Annotated in this window: 17 protein-coding genes; 15 read left to right on the forward strand and 2 right to left on the reverse strand. The window is 66.3% G+C overall.

Going from position 1 to position 19,293, the window contains the following annotated elements; all coding sequences use genetic code 11:
• The first annotated feature begins 79 nt into the window (after positions 1-79).
• The 8 genes from PHA84_RS00185 (at position 80) to PHA84_RS00220 (ending at position 9,728) form a co-directional block, all read left to right on the forward strand.
• The gene (locus PHA84_RS00185) at positions 80-1,642 is read left to right on the forward strand and encodes an FGGY-family carbohydrate kinase (protein ID WP_270886062.1); all 1,563 of its coding nucleotides are present in this window, start codon (positions 80-82) and stop codon (positions 1,640-1,642) included.
• Entirely contained in the window at positions 1,639-3,273 is a 1,635-nt protein-coding gene (locus PHA84_RS00190) for a fucose isomerase (RefSeq protein WP_270886063.1), read from the forward strand. Before PHA84_RS00185 ends, PHA84_RS00190 begins: the two co-directional genes overlap by 4 nt.
• A 267-nt stretch (positions 3,274-3,540) precedes the next feature.
• Positions 3,541-4,818 carry an ABC transporter substrate-binding protein gene (locus PHA84_RS00195; protein ID WP_270886064.1) on the forward strand — a complete coding sequence of 426 codons (1,278 nt, stop codon included), beginning with the start codon at positions 3,541-3,543 and terminating at the stop codon, positions 4,816-4,818.
• A gap of 226 nt (positions 4,819-5,044) precedes the next feature.
• On the forward strand, positions 5,045-5,893 hold the full coding sequence (locus tag PHA84_RS00200) for a carbohydrate ABC transporter permease (protein ID WP_270886065.1): 849 nt from the start codon (positions 5,045-5,047) through the stop codon (positions 5,891-5,893).
• A complete protein-coding gene (locus PHA84_RS00205; RefSeq protein WP_270886066.1) occupies positions 5,890-6,771 on the forward strand; it encodes a carbohydrate ABC transporter permease in 882 nt (293 codons plus the stop codon). Before PHA84_RS00200 ends, PHA84_RS00205 begins: the two co-directional genes overlap by 4 nt.
• A gap of 43 nt (positions 6,772-6,814) precedes the next feature.
• Positions 6,815-7,900 carry a mandelate racemase/muconate lactonizing enzyme family protein gene (locus tag PHA84_RS00210; protein ID WP_270886067.1) on the forward strand — a complete coding sequence of 362 codons (1,086 nt, stop codon included), beginning with the start codon at positions 6,815-6,817 and terminating at the stop codon, positions 7,898-7,900.
• Complete coding sequence (locus tag PHA84_RS00215; protein ID WP_270886068.1) at positions 7,897-8,808, forward strand: dihydrodipicolinate synthase family protein; 912 nt, start codon at positions 7,897-7,899, stop codon at positions 8,806-8,808. Before PHA84_RS00210 ends, PHA84_RS00215 begins: the two co-directional genes overlap by 4 nt.
• Positions 8,805-9,728, forward strand: coding sequence for a Gfo/Idh/MocA family protein (locus tag PHA84_RS00220; RefSeq protein WP_270886069.1), 924 nt, complete (start codon positions 8,805-8,807; stop codon positions 9,726-9,728). Before PHA84_RS00215 ends, PHA84_RS00220 begins: the two co-directional genes overlap by 4 nt.
• 142 nt (positions 9,729-9,870) lie before the next feature.
• Here PHA84_RS00220 and PHA84_RS00225 read toward each other — a convergent pair whose 3' ends face one another.
• Both PHA84_RS00225 and PHA84_RS00230 read right to left on the reverse strand, forming a co-directional pair.
• Positions 9,871-10,698, reverse strand: coding sequence for an SDR family oxidoreductase (locus PHA84_RS00225; RefSeq protein WP_270886070.1), 828 nt, complete (start codon positions 10,696-10,698; stop codon positions 9,871-9,873).
• A gap of 53 nt (positions 10,699-10,751) precedes the next feature.
• The gene (locus tag PHA84_RS00230; RefSeq protein WP_270886071.1) at positions 10,752-11,993 is read right to left on the reverse strand and encodes a CaiB/BaiF CoA transferase family protein; all 1,242 of its coding nucleotides are present in this window, start codon (positions 11,991-11,993) and stop codon (positions 10,752-10,754) included.
• A 240-nt stretch (positions 11,994-12,233) separates the two neighbouring features.
• Between PHA84_RS00230 and PHA84_RS00235 the strand changes: the two genes are divergently transcribed.
• From PHA84_RS00235 to PHA84_RS00265, 7 genes are all read left to right on the forward strand, one after another.
• Positions 12,234-13,115: a CoA transferase subunit A gene (locus tag PHA84_RS00235; RefSeq protein WP_270886072.1), complete on the forward strand. Its 882-nt coding sequence runs from the start codon at positions 12,234-12,236 to the stop codon at positions 13,113-13,115.
• 10 nt (positions 13,116-13,125) lie between these two features.
• Positions 13,126-13,935, forward strand: coding sequence for a CoA-transferase subunit beta (locus tag PHA84_RS00240; RefSeq protein WP_270886073.1), 810 nt, complete (start codon positions 13,126-13,128; stop codon positions 13,933-13,935).
• A gap of 136 nt (positions 13,936-14,071) precedes the next feature.
• Positions 14,072-14,866: a DeoR/GlpR family DNA-binding transcription regulator gene (locus tag PHA84_RS00245; RefSeq protein ID WP_270886074.1), complete on the forward strand. Its 795-nt coding sequence runs from the start codon at positions 14,072-14,074 to the stop codon at positions 14,864-14,866.
• Between the two features lie 341 nt (positions 14,867-15,207).
• Positions 15,208-16,137: a 2-deoxy-5-keto-D-gluconate 6-phosphate aldolase domain-containing protein gene (locus PHA84_RS00250; protein WP_270886075.1), complete on the forward strand. Its 930-nt coding sequence runs from the start codon at positions 15,208-15,210 to the stop codon at positions 16,135-16,137.
• Positions 16,134-17,534, forward strand: coding sequence for an FGGY family carbohydrate kinase (locus PHA84_RS00255; RefSeq protein WP_270886076.1), 1,401 nt, complete (start codon positions 16,134-16,136; stop codon positions 17,532-17,534). Before PHA84_RS00250 ends, PHA84_RS00255 begins: the two co-directional genes overlap by 4 nt.
• Positions 17,531-18,325: a shikimate dehydrogenase family protein gene (locus PHA84_RS00260; RefSeq protein WP_270886077.1), complete on the forward strand. Its 795-nt coding sequence runs from the start codon at positions 17,531-17,533 to the stop codon at positions 18,323-18,325. Before PHA84_RS00255 ends, PHA84_RS00260 begins: the two co-directional genes overlap by 4 nt.
• The gene (locus tag PHA84_RS00265; RefSeq protein ID WP_270886078.1) at positions 18,322-19,284 is read left to right on the forward strand and encodes a cyclase family protein; all 963 of its coding nucleotides are present in this window, start codon (positions 18,322-18,324) and stop codon (positions 19,282-19,284) included. The genes PHA84_RS00260 and PHA84_RS00265 overlap by 4 nt, the downstream gene beginning before the upstream one ends.
• Positions 19,285-19,293 lie beyond the last annotated feature (9 nt).

Raw genomic sequence — 19,293 nt, forward strand, 5'->3', positions numbered from 1 at the left:
CGGTCCGGCACGCGCGTTGGATGGACGACGTGCCTCTAGGACCGTTGACCGAGAAATCGATTACTGTAAGCATGGCACCATGCACAGCTTTGCGACGATCGGCGTGGACATCGGCACCTCGAGCAGCAAAGGTGTGCTGGTCGACGAGTCCGGCCGCGTGATGGGCACCGCCAACCGTGACCACCAGCCGTCCCGGCCGCGCCCCGGGTGGGTCGAGATGGACGCGGCCACCTGGTGGGACGAGTTCGTCGGCATCTGCCGCGAGCTGCTGGACGGCCAACGCGTCGAGGTGAGGGCGGTTGGCGTCAGTGGCATGGGTCCCTGCGTCCTGCTCGCTGACGATGCCGACCGGCCGGTCCGCCCGGCGATCTTGTACGGCGTGGACACTCGAGCCTCTGCCCAGATCGACGAGCTCAACGCCCGGTTCGGGGCTGAGGAGATCCTTCACCGGGGTGGTTCCGCACTGTCCAGTCAGGCCGCAGGTGCCAAGATCGCGTGGGTCGCGCAGGAGGAGGCCGGAGCGTTCGCCCGCGCCACTCGGCTCTACATGCCAAGCTCGTGGCTCGTCCGTCACCTCACGGGCGAGTACGTCCTGGACCACCACTCGGCGAGCCAGTGCACGCCGCTGTACGACGTGCACGGCCTCGGCTGGTACCAGCCATGGGTCCGGCAGGTGTGCCCGAGCCTGGAGCTGCCGCGCCTGGCTTGGGCCGACGACGTTGCAGGGGTCGTCACCACCCGGGCCTCCGAGGAGACCGGGCTCCCGGCCGGGATCCCCGTGGTGACCGGGACGATCGATGCCTGGTCGGAGGCCGTCAGTGCGGGGGCCCACCGGGTCGGCGACCTCATGCTGATGTACGGAACGACGATGTTCCTCGTCAACACCGTGGCGGAGCCCGTGGTGGAGCCATCCCTGTGGGGACCCGTGGGCGCCCTGCGCGGCACCCGCAGCCTCGCCGGCGGCATGGCGACGACGGGGGCAGTCACCGGCTGGCTGCGCGAGCTCTTCGGATCCCCGTCGTATGCCGCGTTGCTGGAGGCCGCGAGCGCCTCACCTGCCGGGGCGAACGGGCTGCTCATGCTCCCGTATTTCGCGGGGGAGCGGACGCCGCTCATGGACCCCGACGCGCGCGGCGTGCTCGCCGGGCTGACCCTGTCCCACACCCAGGGTGACCTGTACCGCGCTGCGCTCGAGGCCACCGGTCTCGGCGTGCGCCACAACATCGAGACCATGACCGGGGCCGGCGCCCCCATCGAGCGGGTCGTCGCGGTCGGAGGTGGCGCCCAGAGCCCCCTCTGGCCCCAGATCGTCTCGGACATCACCGGGCGCGAGCAGGTCATCCCCTCCGAGACCATCGGGGCGAGCCTTGGCGCCGCGTTCCTTGCCGCACAGGCCGTCTCGGACGTCGCCATAGAGGACTGGAACCCACCCCGCACGGTGTGCCGGCCCAACGTGCGGCATGCCGCGCTCTACGACGAGCTGTACGACCTCTACCGGCAGCTCTACCAGAACACGGCACCCGTGGTGCACGCGCTCGCGGCCCACCAGCAGAGTCGGGCCTCCGCGCGAGGCCGGGCCGAGCCGCAGACAGCCCGACGAACACCCACCAACAGCCTGGACAACCAAGGAGCGCATCAATGACCGCATACCGCCTGCCCGAGGTGCACGAGCGCCCCACCGCCCTCCCCGGCGTCGTCTACACCGTCGCCAGTGGTGACCTGCGGCCCAGCGCGAACGTGACCTGCTGGCCGGTGCAGGCACGGCTCGAGGCCGACCTGGAGGCCGCCGTGAGGAGCTGCGGCTGGCGGGTGCAGCGCGCACACCCCTTCGACGAGGCCGAGGGCCACGGCTTCATCGACAGCCAGCGAGCCGGAATCGAGGTCTTCAAGACGCTCCCTGCCGACGCACCGCTCATCGTCGTGGAGGCGGTGTGGCAGTACAGCCATCACGTCCTGGCCGGTCTGCGCAGTCACCGCGGGCCAATCCTCGTCGTCGCCAACTGGGCGGGCGAGTTCCCAGGCCTGGTCGGCCTCCTCGGCCTGTCGGGCAGCATGACGAAGGCGGGTGTCGACTACTCGCTGCTGTGGAGTCAGGACTTCACCGACGAGTGGGCCCGCGAAGGTCTCAAGACCTGGCTCTCCGACGGTCGCGTGACCCACGACACCAGCCACGTCCGCGACATGCCACCGCTGCCGGACAGCGCTGAGAGGGACCTGGGCACAGCGCTCGCGCGTCAGCTGGCTCAGGACAAGGCGGTGGTCGGCGTCTTCGACGAGGGCTGCATGGGCATGTACAACGCCATCTTCGACGACGAGCTCATCAACCCACTGGGCATCTACAAGGAGCGCCTGTCCCAGAGCGCCCTCGTAGCCGAGATGGCGCGCGTGTCCGAGGACGAGGCGCAAGCGGTGTACACGTGGCTCAAGGACCGCCGTATGACGTTCCACTTGGGCACCGACGAGGCCACCGAGCTGACCGAGGAGCAGCTCCTGAGCCAGTTCAAGATGTACATCGCCGCCCTGCGGATCTCGGACGACTTCGGCCTCGACGCCGTGGGTATCCAGTACCAGCAGGGTCTGAAGGACACGGTCCCCGCAAGCGACCTCGCGGAAGGGCTGCTCAACAATGTCGAGCGCCCCCCGGTGCGGAGCCGCGACGGCGCGCGCGAGCTGTACGCCGGTGTGCCGCTACCGCACTTCAACGAAGTGGACTGGGGCGTTGCCGTCGACTCGCTCATCACCAACCGGATCTGGACGGCGATGGGTCTCGACCCCGCGACGACACTCCACGACATCCGCTGGGGCGAGGAGTACGACGGGCAGTTCGTGTGGGTGTTCGAGATCTCCGGCTCCGTGCCGGCGTCGCATCACGGCGGGTACGACAAGTCGTACAGCATGCGTCAGCCCCCGATGTACTTCCCGCTCGGCGGGGGCACCCTGAGCGGTGTCTCCAAGCCGGGGCAGATCGTCTGGTCCCGGGTGTTCGTCATGGACGGCGAGCTGCACGCGGACCTCGGCCGCGCCACCGTCGTGGAGCTGCCCGAGCAGGAGACCCAGCGCCGCCTCGACGCCACGACGCCGCAGTGGCCCATCATGCACGCCGTGTTGCACGGGATCGACCGCGACCAGTTCATGGCCCGGCACAAGGCCAACCACCTCAACGTCGTCTATGCGCCTGACGCCGAGACGGCCGACAAGGGCTTGGTGGCGAAGGCCGCGATGCTTCACGAGCTCGGCGTGCACGTGCACCTGTGCGGCGACGTGGCGATCTAGCGATGAGAAGGCCGCCCGCCGAGAGGCCCGGGGGCGGAGAGAACCGTCCGGGGACGAACTTCGCCGCGGCGGGGTCTAGCCACGTCGTGCATTTCTGTGGTATCTCTTGGATGCCAACACAAACACACGAACCGGCGCCGTGCGTATGTATCGCCTGATGTCAGGGGGCGGCCATGTGGACGGGCTCCACAGCACGTCGGCCAGAGGGTCAACCGTTCGAACCGCGTGCCCCTATTCGTTTTGCCAATCACACTCAAAGGAGAGGCCATGAAGTTCCGCAAGGGCGCACTGGCGGTCGCCCCGGTCCTCATCGCAACACTGGCAGCATGCTCAGGCGCATCAGACGCCGGCTCCGGCTCGTCAGGGGGTGACGTCAAAGGTACGACCATCAACTACTGGTACTGGAAGGACGATACGACCGACCAGACTATGAACCAGCTGGCTGCAAAGTTCGAAGCCCAGACCGGCATCAAGGTGAAGATCGACGACAGCGTTGCCCAGCCGAAGTTCTACGACAAGCTTGTCAATGCGGTGGCCGCAGGGAACGCCCCGGATGCGACCCAGCTGGACACGAACATGATGGGCAAGCTCATCAACTCGCACGTCCTCGCAGACCTGACGTCGGAGACGAAGTCGTGGAAGGGCTACGACAGCGTCCTGCCCACCATGTGGCCGTACGTGACTGACTCGAAGACGAAGAAGATCTACGCGGTTCCCAACAAGTTCCTGATGTTCTATGCCTACTACCGCAAGGACATCTTCGCCGCCGACGGGGTCACCTCCTTCCCGAAGACGCAGGCGGAGTTCCTTGACACGCTGAAGAAGCTTTACAAGCCCAAGAAGAACCAGTACGCCTTCGACTTCCGCGGCGGTCCCAACGGTCAGGACCAGTGGGCTGCGTTCCTCGTGGCAGGCGGCGCGAAGTTCCTTGACGACCAGGGCAACGTCGTCTTCGACAGCCCGGAGGCCCGGAAGTCCAACGACATCTACCTGAAGACCGCACAGTATGCGCCTCCGGGAGCCGTCAACGATGGCTTCGCGCAGATCATTGCGAACCTGCAGTCGGGGGCCGCTTCGGTCATCATCAACCACCTGGGCGCGGCCAAGACCCTTGACAAGGCCCTGGGCAACAAGGTGGGCGTCGCGCTGATCCCGTCGGCAACCGGTGACCCGGCCCAGACCACCTACATGGGCACGATGAACGCCGAGGCGGTCCTGGGCGCGAGTAAGCACAAGGAAGCTGCCAGGCAGTGGGTCCAGTTCCTCGCCTCCAATGACGCGCAGGTCGCCATCGCGAAGTCGACCAACGGTTACGTGCCGGTGACCAAGGAGGCGGCCGCGCTGCCGGAGTTCACTCAGAACCCCAACATCGCCATCTCGCTCGAGGCCGCCAAGCACTCGGTGACTTCCTGGCCGCTGCTGCCCGGCACGACGGCAGCCACCACCAAGACCTGGCAGCCGCTCTTCCAGGGCGCCGTCCAGGGAAAGAACACCGGAGACCAAGTGATCACAGCGGTCGCCGAGTCCCTGAAGACGGGCCGCTAGGCCGCGCAGGCGATCCTCGAGGCAGGCCGTTCCGGCCGGTTCCCGGCACGGAACGGCCTGCCTCAGGCCTCGGTAAGGACATGTGTCAAGCCGCCATGTGTCAGGCCATCTGTCAAGCCCTGTGGGGAAGGAAGGTAATGCAGCCATGACCCAGCTCGCGTCACGAACAACCGCTTCACAGTCCCCTCGGATGACGGCATTTCGGCGAGCAAGTCTGCCGTGGCTGATGCTATCGCCGGCCCTGGTGATCCTGGCCGGATTCATCCTCTACCCGGCCGTCAACGCGATCTACGTATCACTTACCGACACGAACCTCCTCAACCTCTCGGCGCAGCAGTTCGTCGGCTTGGACAACTTCATCTACATGTTCGGGCGCCAGGACTTCCGTGACTCCCTGCGCAACTCCGCGGTGTGGACCTTCGGCAACGTCACCTTTCAGCTCGTGATCGGGATGATCGGCGCCCTGATCCTCAACGCCCGGTTCAGGGGACGCGGCCTCATCCGAGGCGTTGTGCTGCTTCCGTGGGCCACCCCTAGCGTGCTGGTAGCGCTGATGTGGCTGTGGATCCTGGACCCGAACCTCGGCCTCCTGAACCACCTGTTGCGAGCTGTCGGGCTTGAACAGGGCAAGCCGATCGCTTGGCTTGCCGACCAGCACCTGGCACTACCCACGCTCATGGCCATCGACATCTGGCAAGGCATCCCGTTCTTCGCGGTGATGATCTTGGCCGCTCTACAGGGCGTGCCGACCGAGCTGCTCGAGTCCGCCAAGGTCGACGGCGCCAACGCCTGGCAGACGTACTGGCGGGTGGTCCTTCCCCTCATCATGCCGACAGTCCTGATCACTGTCATCCTGCGCCTCATCTGGACGGCGAACTATTTCGACCTGATCCTGGTGCTCACCAACGGCGGCCCGGCGAATGCCACCCTCACCCTCCCGTTGAACTCGTACATCACGTCCTACAAGGGCGGCGACTTTGGTGGCGGCGCGGCGCTCGGTGTCGTACAAGCGGTGCTGCTCGCCGTGCTCGTCGCCTTCTATATGCGGCAAGTGAGGAGGAGCGAGATCGCATGACCACATCCACCGCCCCCATGAGGGTCGAAGCGCAGGCGCCGGCCGTGCCTCGCAGGTCAGGTATGCGCTGGCGACCGATCTACCTGCTGATCCTCGCGTGGATCGTAGGAGTGCTCGGCCCTTACATCTGGATGGCGATCACCTCAGTGACGCCCTTGAGTGAGCTCCATGCCACCCAGACGACGATCATCCCCAGTAACCCCTCGTTTCGAGCCTACGGCCGGCTCATCACGCAGACCGGCTTCCTCCGAAACATCGCCAACAGCGCGATCGTGGCCGTGACGGTCGTCGTGATCGTCGTGTTCTGCTCACTGCTCGCCGGAACGGCCCTGTCCCGCTACCGCTTTCGGGGGCGTCGCGCAGTGCTCTACGCCATCCTCCTGCTGCAGCTGTTCCCGTCGATCCTTCTGCTGGTGCCGCTGTACATCGAGCTGAAGAACCTTCACCTGCTGGACAACCTCGTCGGGCTGATCCTGGTCTACTCCGCATTCTCCATGTCGTTCAGCACCTGGCTCATGAAGGGCTTCGTGGACCAGATTCCGGGTGAGATCGAGGAGGCGGCGTTGATCGACGGGTGTTCGAAGTTCCAGTCCTTCGTCTACATCATGCTTCCGTTGTCCAAGCCGGGCATTGCGGCCGCCGGAACCTACGCCTTCATCTACTCCTGGAACGAGTTCATCTTCGCCCTCACCTTCACCTCCTCGAACACGGCCAAGACCGTGCCCGTGGGTCTGAGCCAGTTCATCGGCGAGAACATCATCCGCTGGGACTTCCTGACCTCCGGAGGGGTGATCGCGGCGATCCCCATTCTGATCGGTTTCATGTTCGCTCAGCGTGGGCTCATCGCCGGCCTTGCCTCCGGCGCCGTCAAAGGCTGAGCCCACAGACCATGCACGCAGAACGAAAGGCATCGGACCGCCGATGAAGATCGAGTCCATCGAGACAATGACGACGCGCCTTCCCATCCTCACTGGTGAATGGCGCGACACGATCCATCACGTCACCCACATCGAGCTGGTTGTCGTCGATGTCACCAGCGACACGGGAGTCACCGGAACGGGAGTGAGTCACACATCCGGGAGCGGTGCCAAGACGATCGAGGCGATGATCCTCGAGCTGGCCGACTTCCTGGTCGGCAAAGAGGTGCATCCCAAGGGACTCTGGCACGAGGCGTGGCACTTCCTTCACGACCTCGGCGGTGCAGGCTTGACGACCACCGCCCTTGGCGCGGTGGACACCGCCCACTGGGACCTGGCCGCCAAGGCCGCCGGCAAGCCTCTCGTCGACGTACTCGGCCGGACGAGGGATCGGATCCCCGTCTACGCCAGCGGCATCAATCTCGGCCTCAGCACCGAAGAGCTCGTCGAACAGGCGCAGAGGTGGCGCGCCAACGGTTATCGAGGCTTCAAAGTGAAGGTCGGCAAGCCGGACATCGCGGAGGATGTGGAGCGGCTCACGAAGGTGCGCGAGGTCATCGGCCCCATGCCGCTGATGGTCGACGCGAACCAAGGGTGGGGGCCCGAGCTCGCCCCACGCCGCATCAATGGTCTGCGCGGGCTGGATCTGACGTGGGTCGAGGAGCCGCTGGTCAGTGACGACGTATCGGCCCATGCGCGCCTGCGGACCCAGGTCGAGACACCCATCGGCGTCGGGGAGAACATCTACAACATCTTCCAGTTCCGCGACTACCTGGTCTCCGGGGCGGTCGACTTCGTGCAGGCTGACGTGGTGCGGGTCGGCGGCATCACACCCTGGGTCGAGATCGCGGCCTTGGCACAAGCATTCAACCGGCCCATGGCGCCGCACTTCATGATGGAGCTGTCCTCGCAGGTCCTGTGCGCCGTACCCAACGGCTGGATCGCCGAGGACGTCGAGGGTGGGTCGCTGAGCGCGTTGAAGGCCCTGCGATCGCCGCACCGCGTCGTCGACGGGTACTACACGCCAGGAGAGGCCCCTGGGCACGGCTTCGACTTCGACCGCGAGTACATGGAGCAGCACCGAACGTGAGCAGCTTCGCAGGGGTCATCCCACCCATCATCAGTCCCCTGACGGCAGACGGCACCGTTGACAGAACGTCAATGGAGGCCCTCGTGGAGCGGCAGCTTTCAGCAGGGGTGGACGGGATCTTTGCCCTCGGCTCGAGCGGCGAGGCGGTCTACCTACGCGACGAGGAACGCCGGACCGTCATCGATATCGTCGTGGGTGCGGTGGCGGGCGCAGTGCCCGTCTTCGCGGGAGCCGTCGAAGCCACGACGAACCGTGTCATCGAACAGGTCCGCTGGCTGGAGGACGCGGGCGTTGACGTCCTCGTAGTCACCCCTCCTTTCTATGCGGACGTGACAGCCGCAGAGACCAAGCGACACTTCACGCTCGTTGCCGCGGCCAGCTCCTTGCCCGTGTTCGCTTATGACATCCCAAGCAACGTGGGGCGGAAGCTGCAGGCGCAGACCACTGTCGAGCTGCTCGGCGACCACACGCTGGCGGGGCTCAAGGACAGCTCTGGGGACGTCGCTCAGTTCGCCGAGGTCATAGCCGGGCTGGGACCGACCCGCAGAGCGTCGATCCTGACCGGGGCGGACACCGGCGCCCTTGCGGCCCTGGACGCGGGGGCGGACGGCATCGTGCCTGGAATCGGCAATGTGCAACCGACCCTGTTCGTCGAGCTCGTCGCAGCGTTTCGCGCCGACGACCGGGCCCGGTGCGAGTCGCTGCAAGCCTCGATCACTGAGCTCACCGAAGTGTTCAGGGTGGGGCAGCGACATGGCATCGGGCGCCATGCCTCGGAGCTTGGCGGGCTGAAGACCGCGCTCCAACACGCCGGACTGATCGGAAGCGCGACCGTGAGCCCGCCGATGTCACCGTATCCGCCGGCCGCGCGCACTGAGCTCCTCCGCGTCCTGGAGGAGACGACGTGACCGTCAGGGTCGGCCTGGTCGGAACGGGCACGTGGGCGCGGGAGGTCCATGCCCCCGGGCTGGCCACAGCCCCCGGGGTCGAGCTTGCCGGCGTCTGGGGTCGTGCCGCCGAGGCGAGACACGCGCTCGCGAGCGAGTTCGGTGTGGTCGCCTTCTCCGAGCTGCAGGAGATGTTCGAGTCGGTCGATGCGGTGTCATTCGCGGTCCCACCAGTCGTCCAGGTGGAGTGTGCGCCGCGGGCCGCCGCGTCGGGGTGTGCGCTCCTGCTGGAGAAGCCACTTTCAACCGAGCTCCCTGGTGCGGCGAGAATTGCCTCCGCGGTGCACGACGGCGGGGTGGAAGCCGTGGTCTTCACCACACGGCTGTTCGACCCGGTCCGACTCACGTGGTTGCGTGAACGGGCTGCTGAAGCGTGGGGCAGCGCGCACGTCGAGTTCGTGTCGTCGGCACTGTCCACCGGCCGGTTCCGCCACTCGGAGTGGCGGCAACGTTGGGGTGCTCTGTGGGACGTCGGCCCTCATGTGATCTCTCAGCTCGAAGTCCTCTTCGGGGCGATCCAGGCTGTGAGCGTTGAAGAGTGTGTGGTGAAGGGACCGGTGCGCTTACGTTTCGTGCTTGAACGCGGGACTGCCACAGCGCACCTCAACGTGCACGCCGACGTGCCGCAGCTTCAGGAAGGGGTCCGCCTCGGTGACCTGTCGCAAGGAGTCAGCTCGCCGCCGGCAGGAGTCAGTCCCGTTGAGGCCTACCGGCTCGCGGTGAGTGAGCTCGTGATGCCGAGCGGCGACCCCGCCTTGAGGCCAGCATCGGTCGACGCCGGCGTCGCAACGGTGCAGACGCTGACTATGCTGCAGCAGCTCATGGAGTCTGGGCGCCTTGGAGTGCTCACCAAGCTGCCGCCTCTTGAGGTTCGTCGATGAAGTGCTTGTGCTCACAGGCCGCAGCGGACGGGCTCGAACGAGCCGGTCGGCGCGTGAACGAGCCGGTCGGCGCACTGGCGTAATGGCCTGTCCAATGTCTGGTCGGCGAGTCCGACTGCCGTCGCTCGCGGTCCTGCCAGCGCTACCAGGCCGTCCAGCCGCCGTCGACCACGACATTGGAGCCGGTCATATAGCGCGAACCGTCCGCGATCATGAAGATCACTGCGGCGTTGAACTCGTCGGCCGCAGCCATCCGCCCGATGGGAATTCTCGCAGTGTAGTTCTCACGGAAGGTGTCGTCCTGGGAGTCGCGAGCAACGCCCGAGGGCGTAAGCGTGTTGACCCGGATGCCGTGACGTGCCCAGTACGTCGCACAGTAGCGCGTCAGGTTGTACACGCCAGACTTGGCCGCGCTGTAGGCGACCGGCTTCGTGAATGGAGATCCCTGCTCGGCACGATAGGCGTAGATGTCTTGGACTGGTGACAGCATCCCGTAGATCGAGCCGACGTTGACGATGGAGCCCCCCTGCCCTACTGATCGCATCCGCTTGCCAACCGCTTGGACCATGAGGAACGTCCCAACGAGATTGACGTCAACCACTTCACGAAAGGTCTCCACCGGGAAGTCCTCGAAAGGCCCTGACACCTCGGGTGGCGCGCTCGGCTGAGTGTCGAGGCCGGCGTTGTTCACGAGGGCGTCCGGGACTCCCCATAGCGACTCGACTGCGTCCAGTCCCTGGTTGATCGACTCCCGGTCGGTGATGTCGACGCGGTGGATGGTCAGCCGCTCATCGTGGGCCATCTCGCCGAGCGCCTCCCCTGCCGCCTCGATGCTTGCGCTCCGTCCGAACACGGCGACACGTGCTCCGCGGGCGTGCAACGCGCGAACGAGCTCACTTCCGATCTGACCCAGGCCGCCGGTGACCACGACGACCTTGCCTTCAACGCTGAACAGCGGGTCGCTCGTCACTCTCGTCTCCTCATCGGTCTGTGCTTACGTGGCAGCGGTGGACGGGAGCCTCCTCAGAGAACCCCTGAGTCTCGCAGCTGCGCGATCTCGGCGCCGTCGAGCCCGAGGATCTCCTCGAGGACCTCCTCCGTGTGCTCACCGACCCGTGGCGGTGCAAACCGCATCGTGATCGGGCTGCCGGAGAACTTCGCGGGATATCCCACGAGGAACAGCTCGTCGCCGTCAGAGTCGTGGGTGCGGAACAGCATGTCACGGGACCACAGCTGCTCGTTCCGCGCTGCTGTTGCAACGTCCGCGACCCGCGAACAGGGAATTCCGACCCTTTCGAAGATCTGCTCCACCTCCAGCCCAGTGTGATCCATGGTCCAGTCGGTGACCAGCTTCTCGAGCTCGGTCACGTTGCTCATGCGTGCTGGGGTCGAGCTGAACCGCTCGTCGGTGACCAGATCCGGCCGGTCGAGAATCTCGATACAGAACCGGCTCCAGAACGCTGCCGTCCCAGCGTGGAGGTAGACGAACCCGTCTCTGACGGGAAAGGCGTTCGCGGGGGCGTTGAAGTCGTCCCTGTTGCCGTTGTGCTCAGGGGTCGCGTCAAAGAGAAGGTTCGCCGGGAGGGCGGTGCCCAGTGCCGCAACCAGCGAGTCGAGGACGGCGATGTCGATGACTTGGCCCTCGCCGGTGCGCTCGCGGTGGAACAGGGCCGCCAACGTGGCCGAGGTGGCTTGGGTTGCCCCAAGTGTGTCGGCTGGGAACATCTTCATCAGCCTCGGCATTCCGTCCGGGCCCGCGTTCATGTCCATCACTCCCGACATCGCCTGAGCGATGCAGTCGAACAGCACGCGGTCACGGTAGGGGCCGCCCTGTCCATAGCCAGAGATGGACACCACGATCAACCGTGGGTTGATCTCGCGGAGGGTCTCGTAGCCGATCCCCATCTTGTCGAGGGTCCCTGGCCGGAAGTTCTCCACAATGACATCCGCCCAGCCGGCGAGCCGGCGAAGCAGCTCGCGGCCCTCGGGACTGCGCGAGTTCAAGGTGACAGCGCGCTTGTTCCGGTTGTACATCATCGTGTAGAGAGCCTTGCCGTTGATCGCCGGCGAGTTCGCTCGTGCGTCTTCACCGCCCGGGCTCTCGACCTTGATCACATCGGCGCCCAGGTCGCCAAGGTTCTGCGCGCACAGCGGCCCGGCGATGAACCGCGAGAGGTCGAGGACGCGGACGCCGCTCAGGGCGCCGCGAGCATCCCGATCCCACGTCACATGCGGTCTCAACGCCACCGTACTGTCAATGTTCACCGGGTGCCTTCCTGTCCCTCTGGAGTGGTGCTCACCCTGTGAGAGGGTGCGCGGAGCAGTTGTGTTTGAGTGGAGGTTCCTGCGAAGCGCAGAAGCGACTCTGGAACTGTAGCGCCCCAACAGCAGTGCGTGAAGAGGAGTCCCAGGCGTCGAGCTGAGGGGTTGTCCTCCGGCTTGCGTGTGTGGTTCTATGGGACTGTGTGGATTTGTCCAACAGCTTCAACCGAGAGGGCATGACGAGTGAAGTCCAAACTGGTGCATCTGGCGGATGCGGCGGCGCTCATCCCGAACGGGGCGTCGCTGACGATCGGCGGGAGCATCATCCGCAGGTCGCCCGTCGCTCTGATCAGGGAGCTGATCCGACAGGAGAAGTCCGGGTTCACGGTGCTGGCCTACCCGGCGGGCTTCACCACGGACCTGCTTGCCGGCGCGGGGGCGGTGGACAGGGTCGAGGCTGTCTACGAGGGACTGTTCCAGTTCGGCTTTGCCTATAACTTCCGTCGTCGGGTGGAGGCAGGGGAGCTCGACATTCGCGACTTCTCTGAAGTTGCGATGGCCGCCAGGTTCCGGGCTGCCGCCAGCGGGGTCCCGTTCATGCCGACGGATGCGCTGCTGGGCACTGGCATGGCGGAGCACAACCCGGAGCAGATCAGGGAGATCAGCTGTCCCTTCACTGGCAGGAAGCTGCATGCCGTGGATGCCGCGACGTCCGACTTCACCCTGCTTCATGGATACGTCGCCGACGAGTACGGGAACGTTCAGTTCCCCGTTGCGCGCGACGCCGATGACCTGGACCCGGTGATGGCGAAGGCAGCCCAGCGCCTGATCGTCACGGTGGAGAAGATCGTTCCCCACAGTGAGATCCTCAAGACGCCGAACCTGACCTATATCCCGCACACCTGGGTTGAGGCAGTCGTCGAGGTGCCCTTCGGTGCGCACCCGCTGAGCTGCGACGGGTTCTATGACGAGGACGAAGCCCACATGCAGGACTACCAGCTCCTCATGAAGGATGGACGGTTCGCGGAGTATGCGGACCGGTACATCAGGGGTGCGGTGGACCATGCGGAGTACCTGTCAGCTGCGCTCACGCCCGCACGCATCTTCGAGCTCTCGGTACGGTGAGGAACTGATCATGACGAACTCCAGCGAATACACCATCAACGAGCTCATGGTGACCGCGGCAGCGCGCGAGCTGCAGGACGGGGACCTGATCTTCATCGGCGTCGGCACCGCCGGACGGGCGTTCACCCTTGCCTGTGGCATCCCGATCGCCGCGGCGAGGTTGGCTCAAGAGACCCACGCCCCGAACCTGTCCATCTACTGGAACAACCTCCTGAGCCCGGACCTGGAGCAGATCCCGCCGCGGCTGACGCAGCACTATCTGACGACCTGGCCGACCTCCGCACAGCTGCACAACTGCAGCGACAAGAACGACATGCTCTCGCGCGGGATGTTCGATGTCTCGTTCGACTCTGCGCCCCAGATCGACCGGTTCGGAAACCTGAACATCACTGCCATCGGCGACTACAAGAAGCCGACACGTCGCCTCATCGGGTGTCTCGCCCAGACTGACCACTTCGCCTACGTACGCCGTCCGCTGATCCTGACGGATCTCAAGAAGCGTACGTTCGTGGACAAGGTCGACTTCATCACCAGCGTCGGTCACCTGGACGGCGGTACGTCGCGGACCGACGCAGGCCTCCGTCCGGGCGGACCGAGCCGCGTCATCACGGACAAGGCCGTCTTCGGGTTTCACGAAGAGACCAAAGAGATGCAGCTGCTGAGTGTTCACGCCACCTCCTCGACCGAGGAGGTCCTGGCCGAGATGAGCTTCGAGCCGCTGGTGAACGACGACGTCTCTGCAACGCAAGCCCCAAGCTCAGACGAGCTTCGCCTCATCCGTGAGGTCATTGACCCGCGGCGCATACTGCTGACGACGTAACCGCCCTTCTCGACGGTGAGCCGGGAGCGTCACAACTCGCCTCGCCCCTGGGCGCCGTGCGGCCCCGTCACGTTATCCGGTGGACTAGCATGCAATCGCACGATAACGCACGATGGATCCCTCTCGGAGGTCGTCAGTGGCTCGTAAGGTCCGCAAGGATGCGTCCAGCGCTTTCGCGGTTGAGCGCCACACCCTCATCCTCGAGCGCCTCAAGTCGGAAGGACGACTGGCGGCCGCGGCGCTCGCCGAGGAGATCGGCACCTCCACAGAGACGATCCGACGCGACCTGATCGCGCTCGAGCAAGCTGGATCGCTTCGCCGGGTGCACGGTGGCGCAGTTCTCGAGTCCCGTCGTGGCGATGTTCCCGACGTGCACCAGCGCGGTTCCCTGATGACCAACGAGAAGGCGGCCATCGCGAGACTTGCCGCGTCGCAGGTTCCTGTTGCAGCGCTGGTGTTGATCGACAGTGGCACAACGACTCACGCACTTGCCGAGGCGTATCCGGTCGATCGCGGCACCACGGTCGTCACTCCGTCGCTGCCCGTTGCCACGACGCTGCTCAAGCGGCCTGGCTCCAGAGTCCACACGCTAGGCGGCGAGGTGAGCCCGCGTACCTGGTCGGAGGGCGGGTCATGGACTCTGCGAGCTCTGCAGGGTCTTCGGGCAGAGGTCGTGTTCCTGGGTTGTTCGGGTTTCTCGGCCGGCCTGGGAGCCACGACGTCCGATGAGGTGGACGGCGATGTCAAGCGTGGGATGGTTGCCGCGGCTCGCCGTGTGGTGGTGCTCGCGGATTCTTCGAAGATCGGCTCACAGCACCTCATGACGTTCGCCGAGCTGGACCAGATTGACCTCCTGATCACCGGCCGCCGTGCGGACCCGCGCGAGCTGCAGCTCATCTCGGACGCGGGAGTCGAGATCCAGACCGCATGACGGGTGTCTGACTGCCTCCCTGCAGGTGCCCTCGATGAATCCACCTTCCCGATAGGCCGCTTCTCCAGGACGCCGGCCCGAATGCGGTCCAGAGCGTCATCGAGAGGGACGTCGTCGACCGCGTGGCCGACGGTTCACGGCACGCGAGGACCCGTCGGTCGTCCCAGGCCTGGCACGGGTCCGAGGGCTTCCATCGCAGCGGATTCCATTGCGGTGTAAGTCCGGGGCTAGTCGAGCGATGCGTTTGTGTGGTAGTTTGAGGATACCAACACAAACACACTTACCCATGTCGCGCGCATCGCGTCGAGGTCGCCGCGCCGCCATGTGAAGGAGCCAACAGCATGTCGGTCCGCAAGGCGCCCCCCGTCGCGCAAACCCCGAACCCGCTCTACATGCTCGCCTTCGACCACCGACAGGTGTTGCGAGACCTCTACCCGGCTGCGACCGCTCAGGAGCTGGAGGCCGCGAAGGTGGCGGTCCTGGAGTCCCTGGAGTCGCTTCGCGGCTCCGTCGCTGTCCAGGAGTCGCTCGCATTCCTCGTCGACGAGGAGTACGGCGCCGCCGCAGCCCGGCTGGCTCGCGCGCGCGGCCTGTATGTGGCGATGCCGATCGAGGCCAGTCGCACCACCATCCTCCAGCTGCAGTACCCGGACGACTACGAGGAGCGGTTCGAGCGGTTCGACCCGCAGGCCGTGAAGGCGCTCGTCTTCCATAACCCCGCGGACGATGCTGAGCGGAAGAAGGCGCAGCTGCAGCTGCTGCAGAAGATCGGGCAGTTCGCGCGCGAACAGGGGCGCGACTACCTTCTCGAAGTCCTGATCTCACCGACCCCCGAGCAGCTCGAGCAGGGTGGCGGTGACAAGAACGGCTTCCGCACCACGCTCTTTCCCCGACTGCTCGTAGAGTCCATCGCCGAGATGCAGGACCATGGGATCGAGCCGGACATCTGGAAGATCGAGGGGTTGGACACTGTCGAGGACACCGCAGCCGTCGCCGCACAGGCAACCGCAGATGGCCGGGACGGCGTGCGGTGCATCGTTCTTGGTAGTGGTGAGTCGCCGGAGAAGGTGCACACGTGGCTGGCCAACGCGTCTGCGGTCCCGACGTTCTCCGGCTTCGCCATCGGTCGGACGATCTGGCACCGCCCGCTCGCCGACCTGCTCGCCGGCCGCGCCTCGCACGACGCGGCGGTAGAGGCAATGGCACGCTCCTTCGTCGAGCTCATTTCGGCCTTCGGACGGGAGCCGGCATCGGTCAGCATGGAAGCATGATGACGGCGACGCTGCTGGGGCTCGATCTGGGGACTTCGACCTTCAAGGCCTCGGCCTACCGGGTGACGGGAGAGCAGCTCGGCACCATCGCTGTACCCACCCCATGGCGATCGGCATCCTCTGGCGCCGAGATGGAGGCCGGCGACTTTGCGGACGCGGTGCGCGCCCTGGTCGACGAGTGTGCGTCGGCACACGGCCAAGGGCGCGTTGCCGCCATCGGCGTGACAGGAATGGCGGAGACCGTGTTCACCGAGCTCTCGGATGGGCGCCTCCTACCGGCACGCGCCTGGAACCAACAGCACGGGCGGCAGCCCCAGCTGCCCGACGGAGACGTGTTCGCTGCGACGGGGCTACTCGACCCTGCGCGTACCCCAGCAGTCGAGCTCCGCCGAGTGAGCGAAGCTGGAGAGACGGTCCGCTCGTGGAACGGGGTGCCGGAGCTCGCGGTTCAGGTCCTGGGGGGCGCGGCGATAGCCGAGCGGTCCTTGGCGGCGCGCACCGGCCTCATCGACGTGCGCACCGGCGACTGGAGCCCAGCGCTGCTGGGCTGGGCCGGCTTGGATGCGTCCACCACGCCCGACCTGCTTCCCGCGGGCGAGGTATGCGGCATCGCCAGCATTCCGGCCCCATGCGCGGGCGCCGCCTTGACGGTCGCGGGTCATGACCACGTGGTCGCCGCACTGGGTGCAGGGGCGTATGGCGACGCGAACGTATTCGACTCGCTAGGTACCGGCGAAGCGCTGATAGCGCAGCTGGACCGGAACCCGGACGGCGTCGACCTGCCGATGGTGGATCGGTTCAAGGCAGCAGGCTTCAATGTCGGGCTCGGGTTGGAGGAGCAGGACCTCATCGCCCTCGCCGGCCTGGGCACCGGCAACCGCTTCAACCTCCTGCTCACCTCTCTGTCCGAGTGCGGTTTCAGCAGGGAGGAGGTCATGAGCGCAGAGGGCGGTCGATGTTCGGACACCCAGCGTGCGACACAGCAGCTGCCGAGTCACGTGGCCGACCTACTGGAGACCCTCTTCGGAGCACGCTGGCAGGACCTCAGGACGGCCGGCGCGGCGACGAGCGTCATCCGTGACGCGATCCTCGACCTGCCCAGCGCTCGCGCGCTGTGGTGGGCCGCCGTCAGTCGGGCCAGCCGCAACGCACGCTCGTCGCTCGACGCGCTCGCCGAGCTGCTTCCGGGCGCCACGCTGCGTGTGGCCGCTGGTGGTTGGCTCAACAACGCCGGGATCCGCGCTGTCCGGCAACGGGTCCTGGGGCCGTTCGACGTGCCGGCCGTCAGCCAGTGCGGGACACGCGGCGCCGCTCTGCTGGCGGGGCTCGCCGCCGGCCTGTACCCCTCCCGCGCGGACTTTCCCATCTTAGCGAGCACACCAGGAGCGACCCAATGACGATCACCGGCACCACCCGTACCTACGCCCACATCGGCTACCCCATCCATCATGTGCGGACGCCGGCGCTCTACAACCGGTTGCTGGGGGAGCGCGACATCGATGTCGTCGTGGTGCCCGTGGAGGTGGCTCCCGAAGACCTGGCCTCCATGGCTCCGGCGTTCCGGGCCTGGCGCACCCTGGCGGGTATCGGAGTCACCATTCCGCACAAGGAGGCGATGGTCCACCTCGTCGACCAGCTCACGCCGATGGCCGAGCTCTGTGGCGCCACCAACGTCATCCGCCGTGATTCCGACGGCACGCTGGTGGGAGGTCAGTTCGATGGCATCGGCCTGGTGCAGAGTCTGCTCCAGGCCAACCACCGGCTGAAGGGCGCCAAGGTCCTGATGTCCGGTGCGGGCGGTACCGCGCGCGCAGTCGCCTTCGCCCTTGCCCAAGCAGGGGTAGGCACGCTGGTCATCACGAACCGCACCCGCGACAAGGCGGCGGTGATCGCCGCTCAGGTGCGCCAGGCGTTCCCTGCCTGCGACGCCGTACTGCACGGCGGCGAGGAGGAGTTCGACGTCGTGGTCAACACGACGAGTCTCGGCATGAAACCCGGCGACTCGCTCCCGGTCGACCCTGCGGTCCTTCGCCCGGGCGTGGTGGTCGCCGACGCAGTGATGGCGCCGCCGGAGACCGCGCTCCTGAAGTTGGCGGCCGAGCGGGGGTGCACCCCGCATCCAGGGCTGCTCATGCTCCAGGCGCAGTTCGAAAGCACCCTCGAGTTTCTGGGGCTGGTCGAAAGATGAGCTTCGACGCCGCTGCAGCTCCCCGCTATGACGAGCTCGCCCGAACAACCACCGGACCAGCGGGGGCGGCCTGGGGGGTGTTCGGGAATGATGTCGGCACCCTGAACTTCATGACTCCGCAGGCGCTCGTCCGCGCCGCGGGCGAGGTACGTCGCGGGGTCACCTTCTCGCTCAACCTCGCCACCACGGAACCTGATCCGCCGATCCTCGGCCGTGGCGCTCTGGACCACCATCGCGTGGCCCTCGACGGGGGCGGCTTCGACGACTACTACGACGCCTTCTTCCCCCAGGCCTCCAGCCAGTGGGATGCGCTCAGCCATGTCGAGCACCCACTCCACGGCTTCTACCAGGGGTACGACGTAGCCGCGGTCACCCATCGCACGCACCCGGCGCTCGGGATCGACCAGTGGGCAACCCGCGGCATCGCCGGGCGGTTCGTCCTGGCTGACGTATGGGGGCACCTCGAGCGGCAGGGCACCCCGCTCGACCCCGCATCGCCGTACGGCATCACGGCAGACGCGCTGGACGAGGTCATTGCGTCACAAGGCAGCTCTGTCGAGCCCGGTGACGTCCTCCTGGTCAACACGGGCTGGCTGGCGTGGTACCGCCGGCTCCCGACGGCGAAGCGCGAGGAGCTGTCCGCGGCAGGGCTCTTCGCCGCGCCGGGCCTGGATCCCGACGAGAGCACGGCCCGCTGGTTGTGGGACCACCGGGTCGCCGCGGTGGCCGCCGACTGCCCCGCCCTGGAGCGGATGCCTTTCGACAAGTCCCACGATGACGGCTTTCTGCATCTCCGACTGATCCCCAAGCTCGGCTACGCAGTCGGAGAGCTGTTCGACCTGGAAGCGCTCGCGGCGGACTGCGCCGTCGACGGCCGCTACCAGGGACTGTTCTGCTCCGCGCCGATCAACACCCCAGGCGGGGCGGGGTCGCCGGCCAATGCCCTCGCTATCAAGTGACATCTGAGG

This window comes from Pedococcus sp. 5OH_020 (genome assembly GCF_027812955.1).
GTDB lineage: Bacteria > Actinomycetota > Actinomycetes > Actinomycetales > Dermatophilaceae > Pedococcus.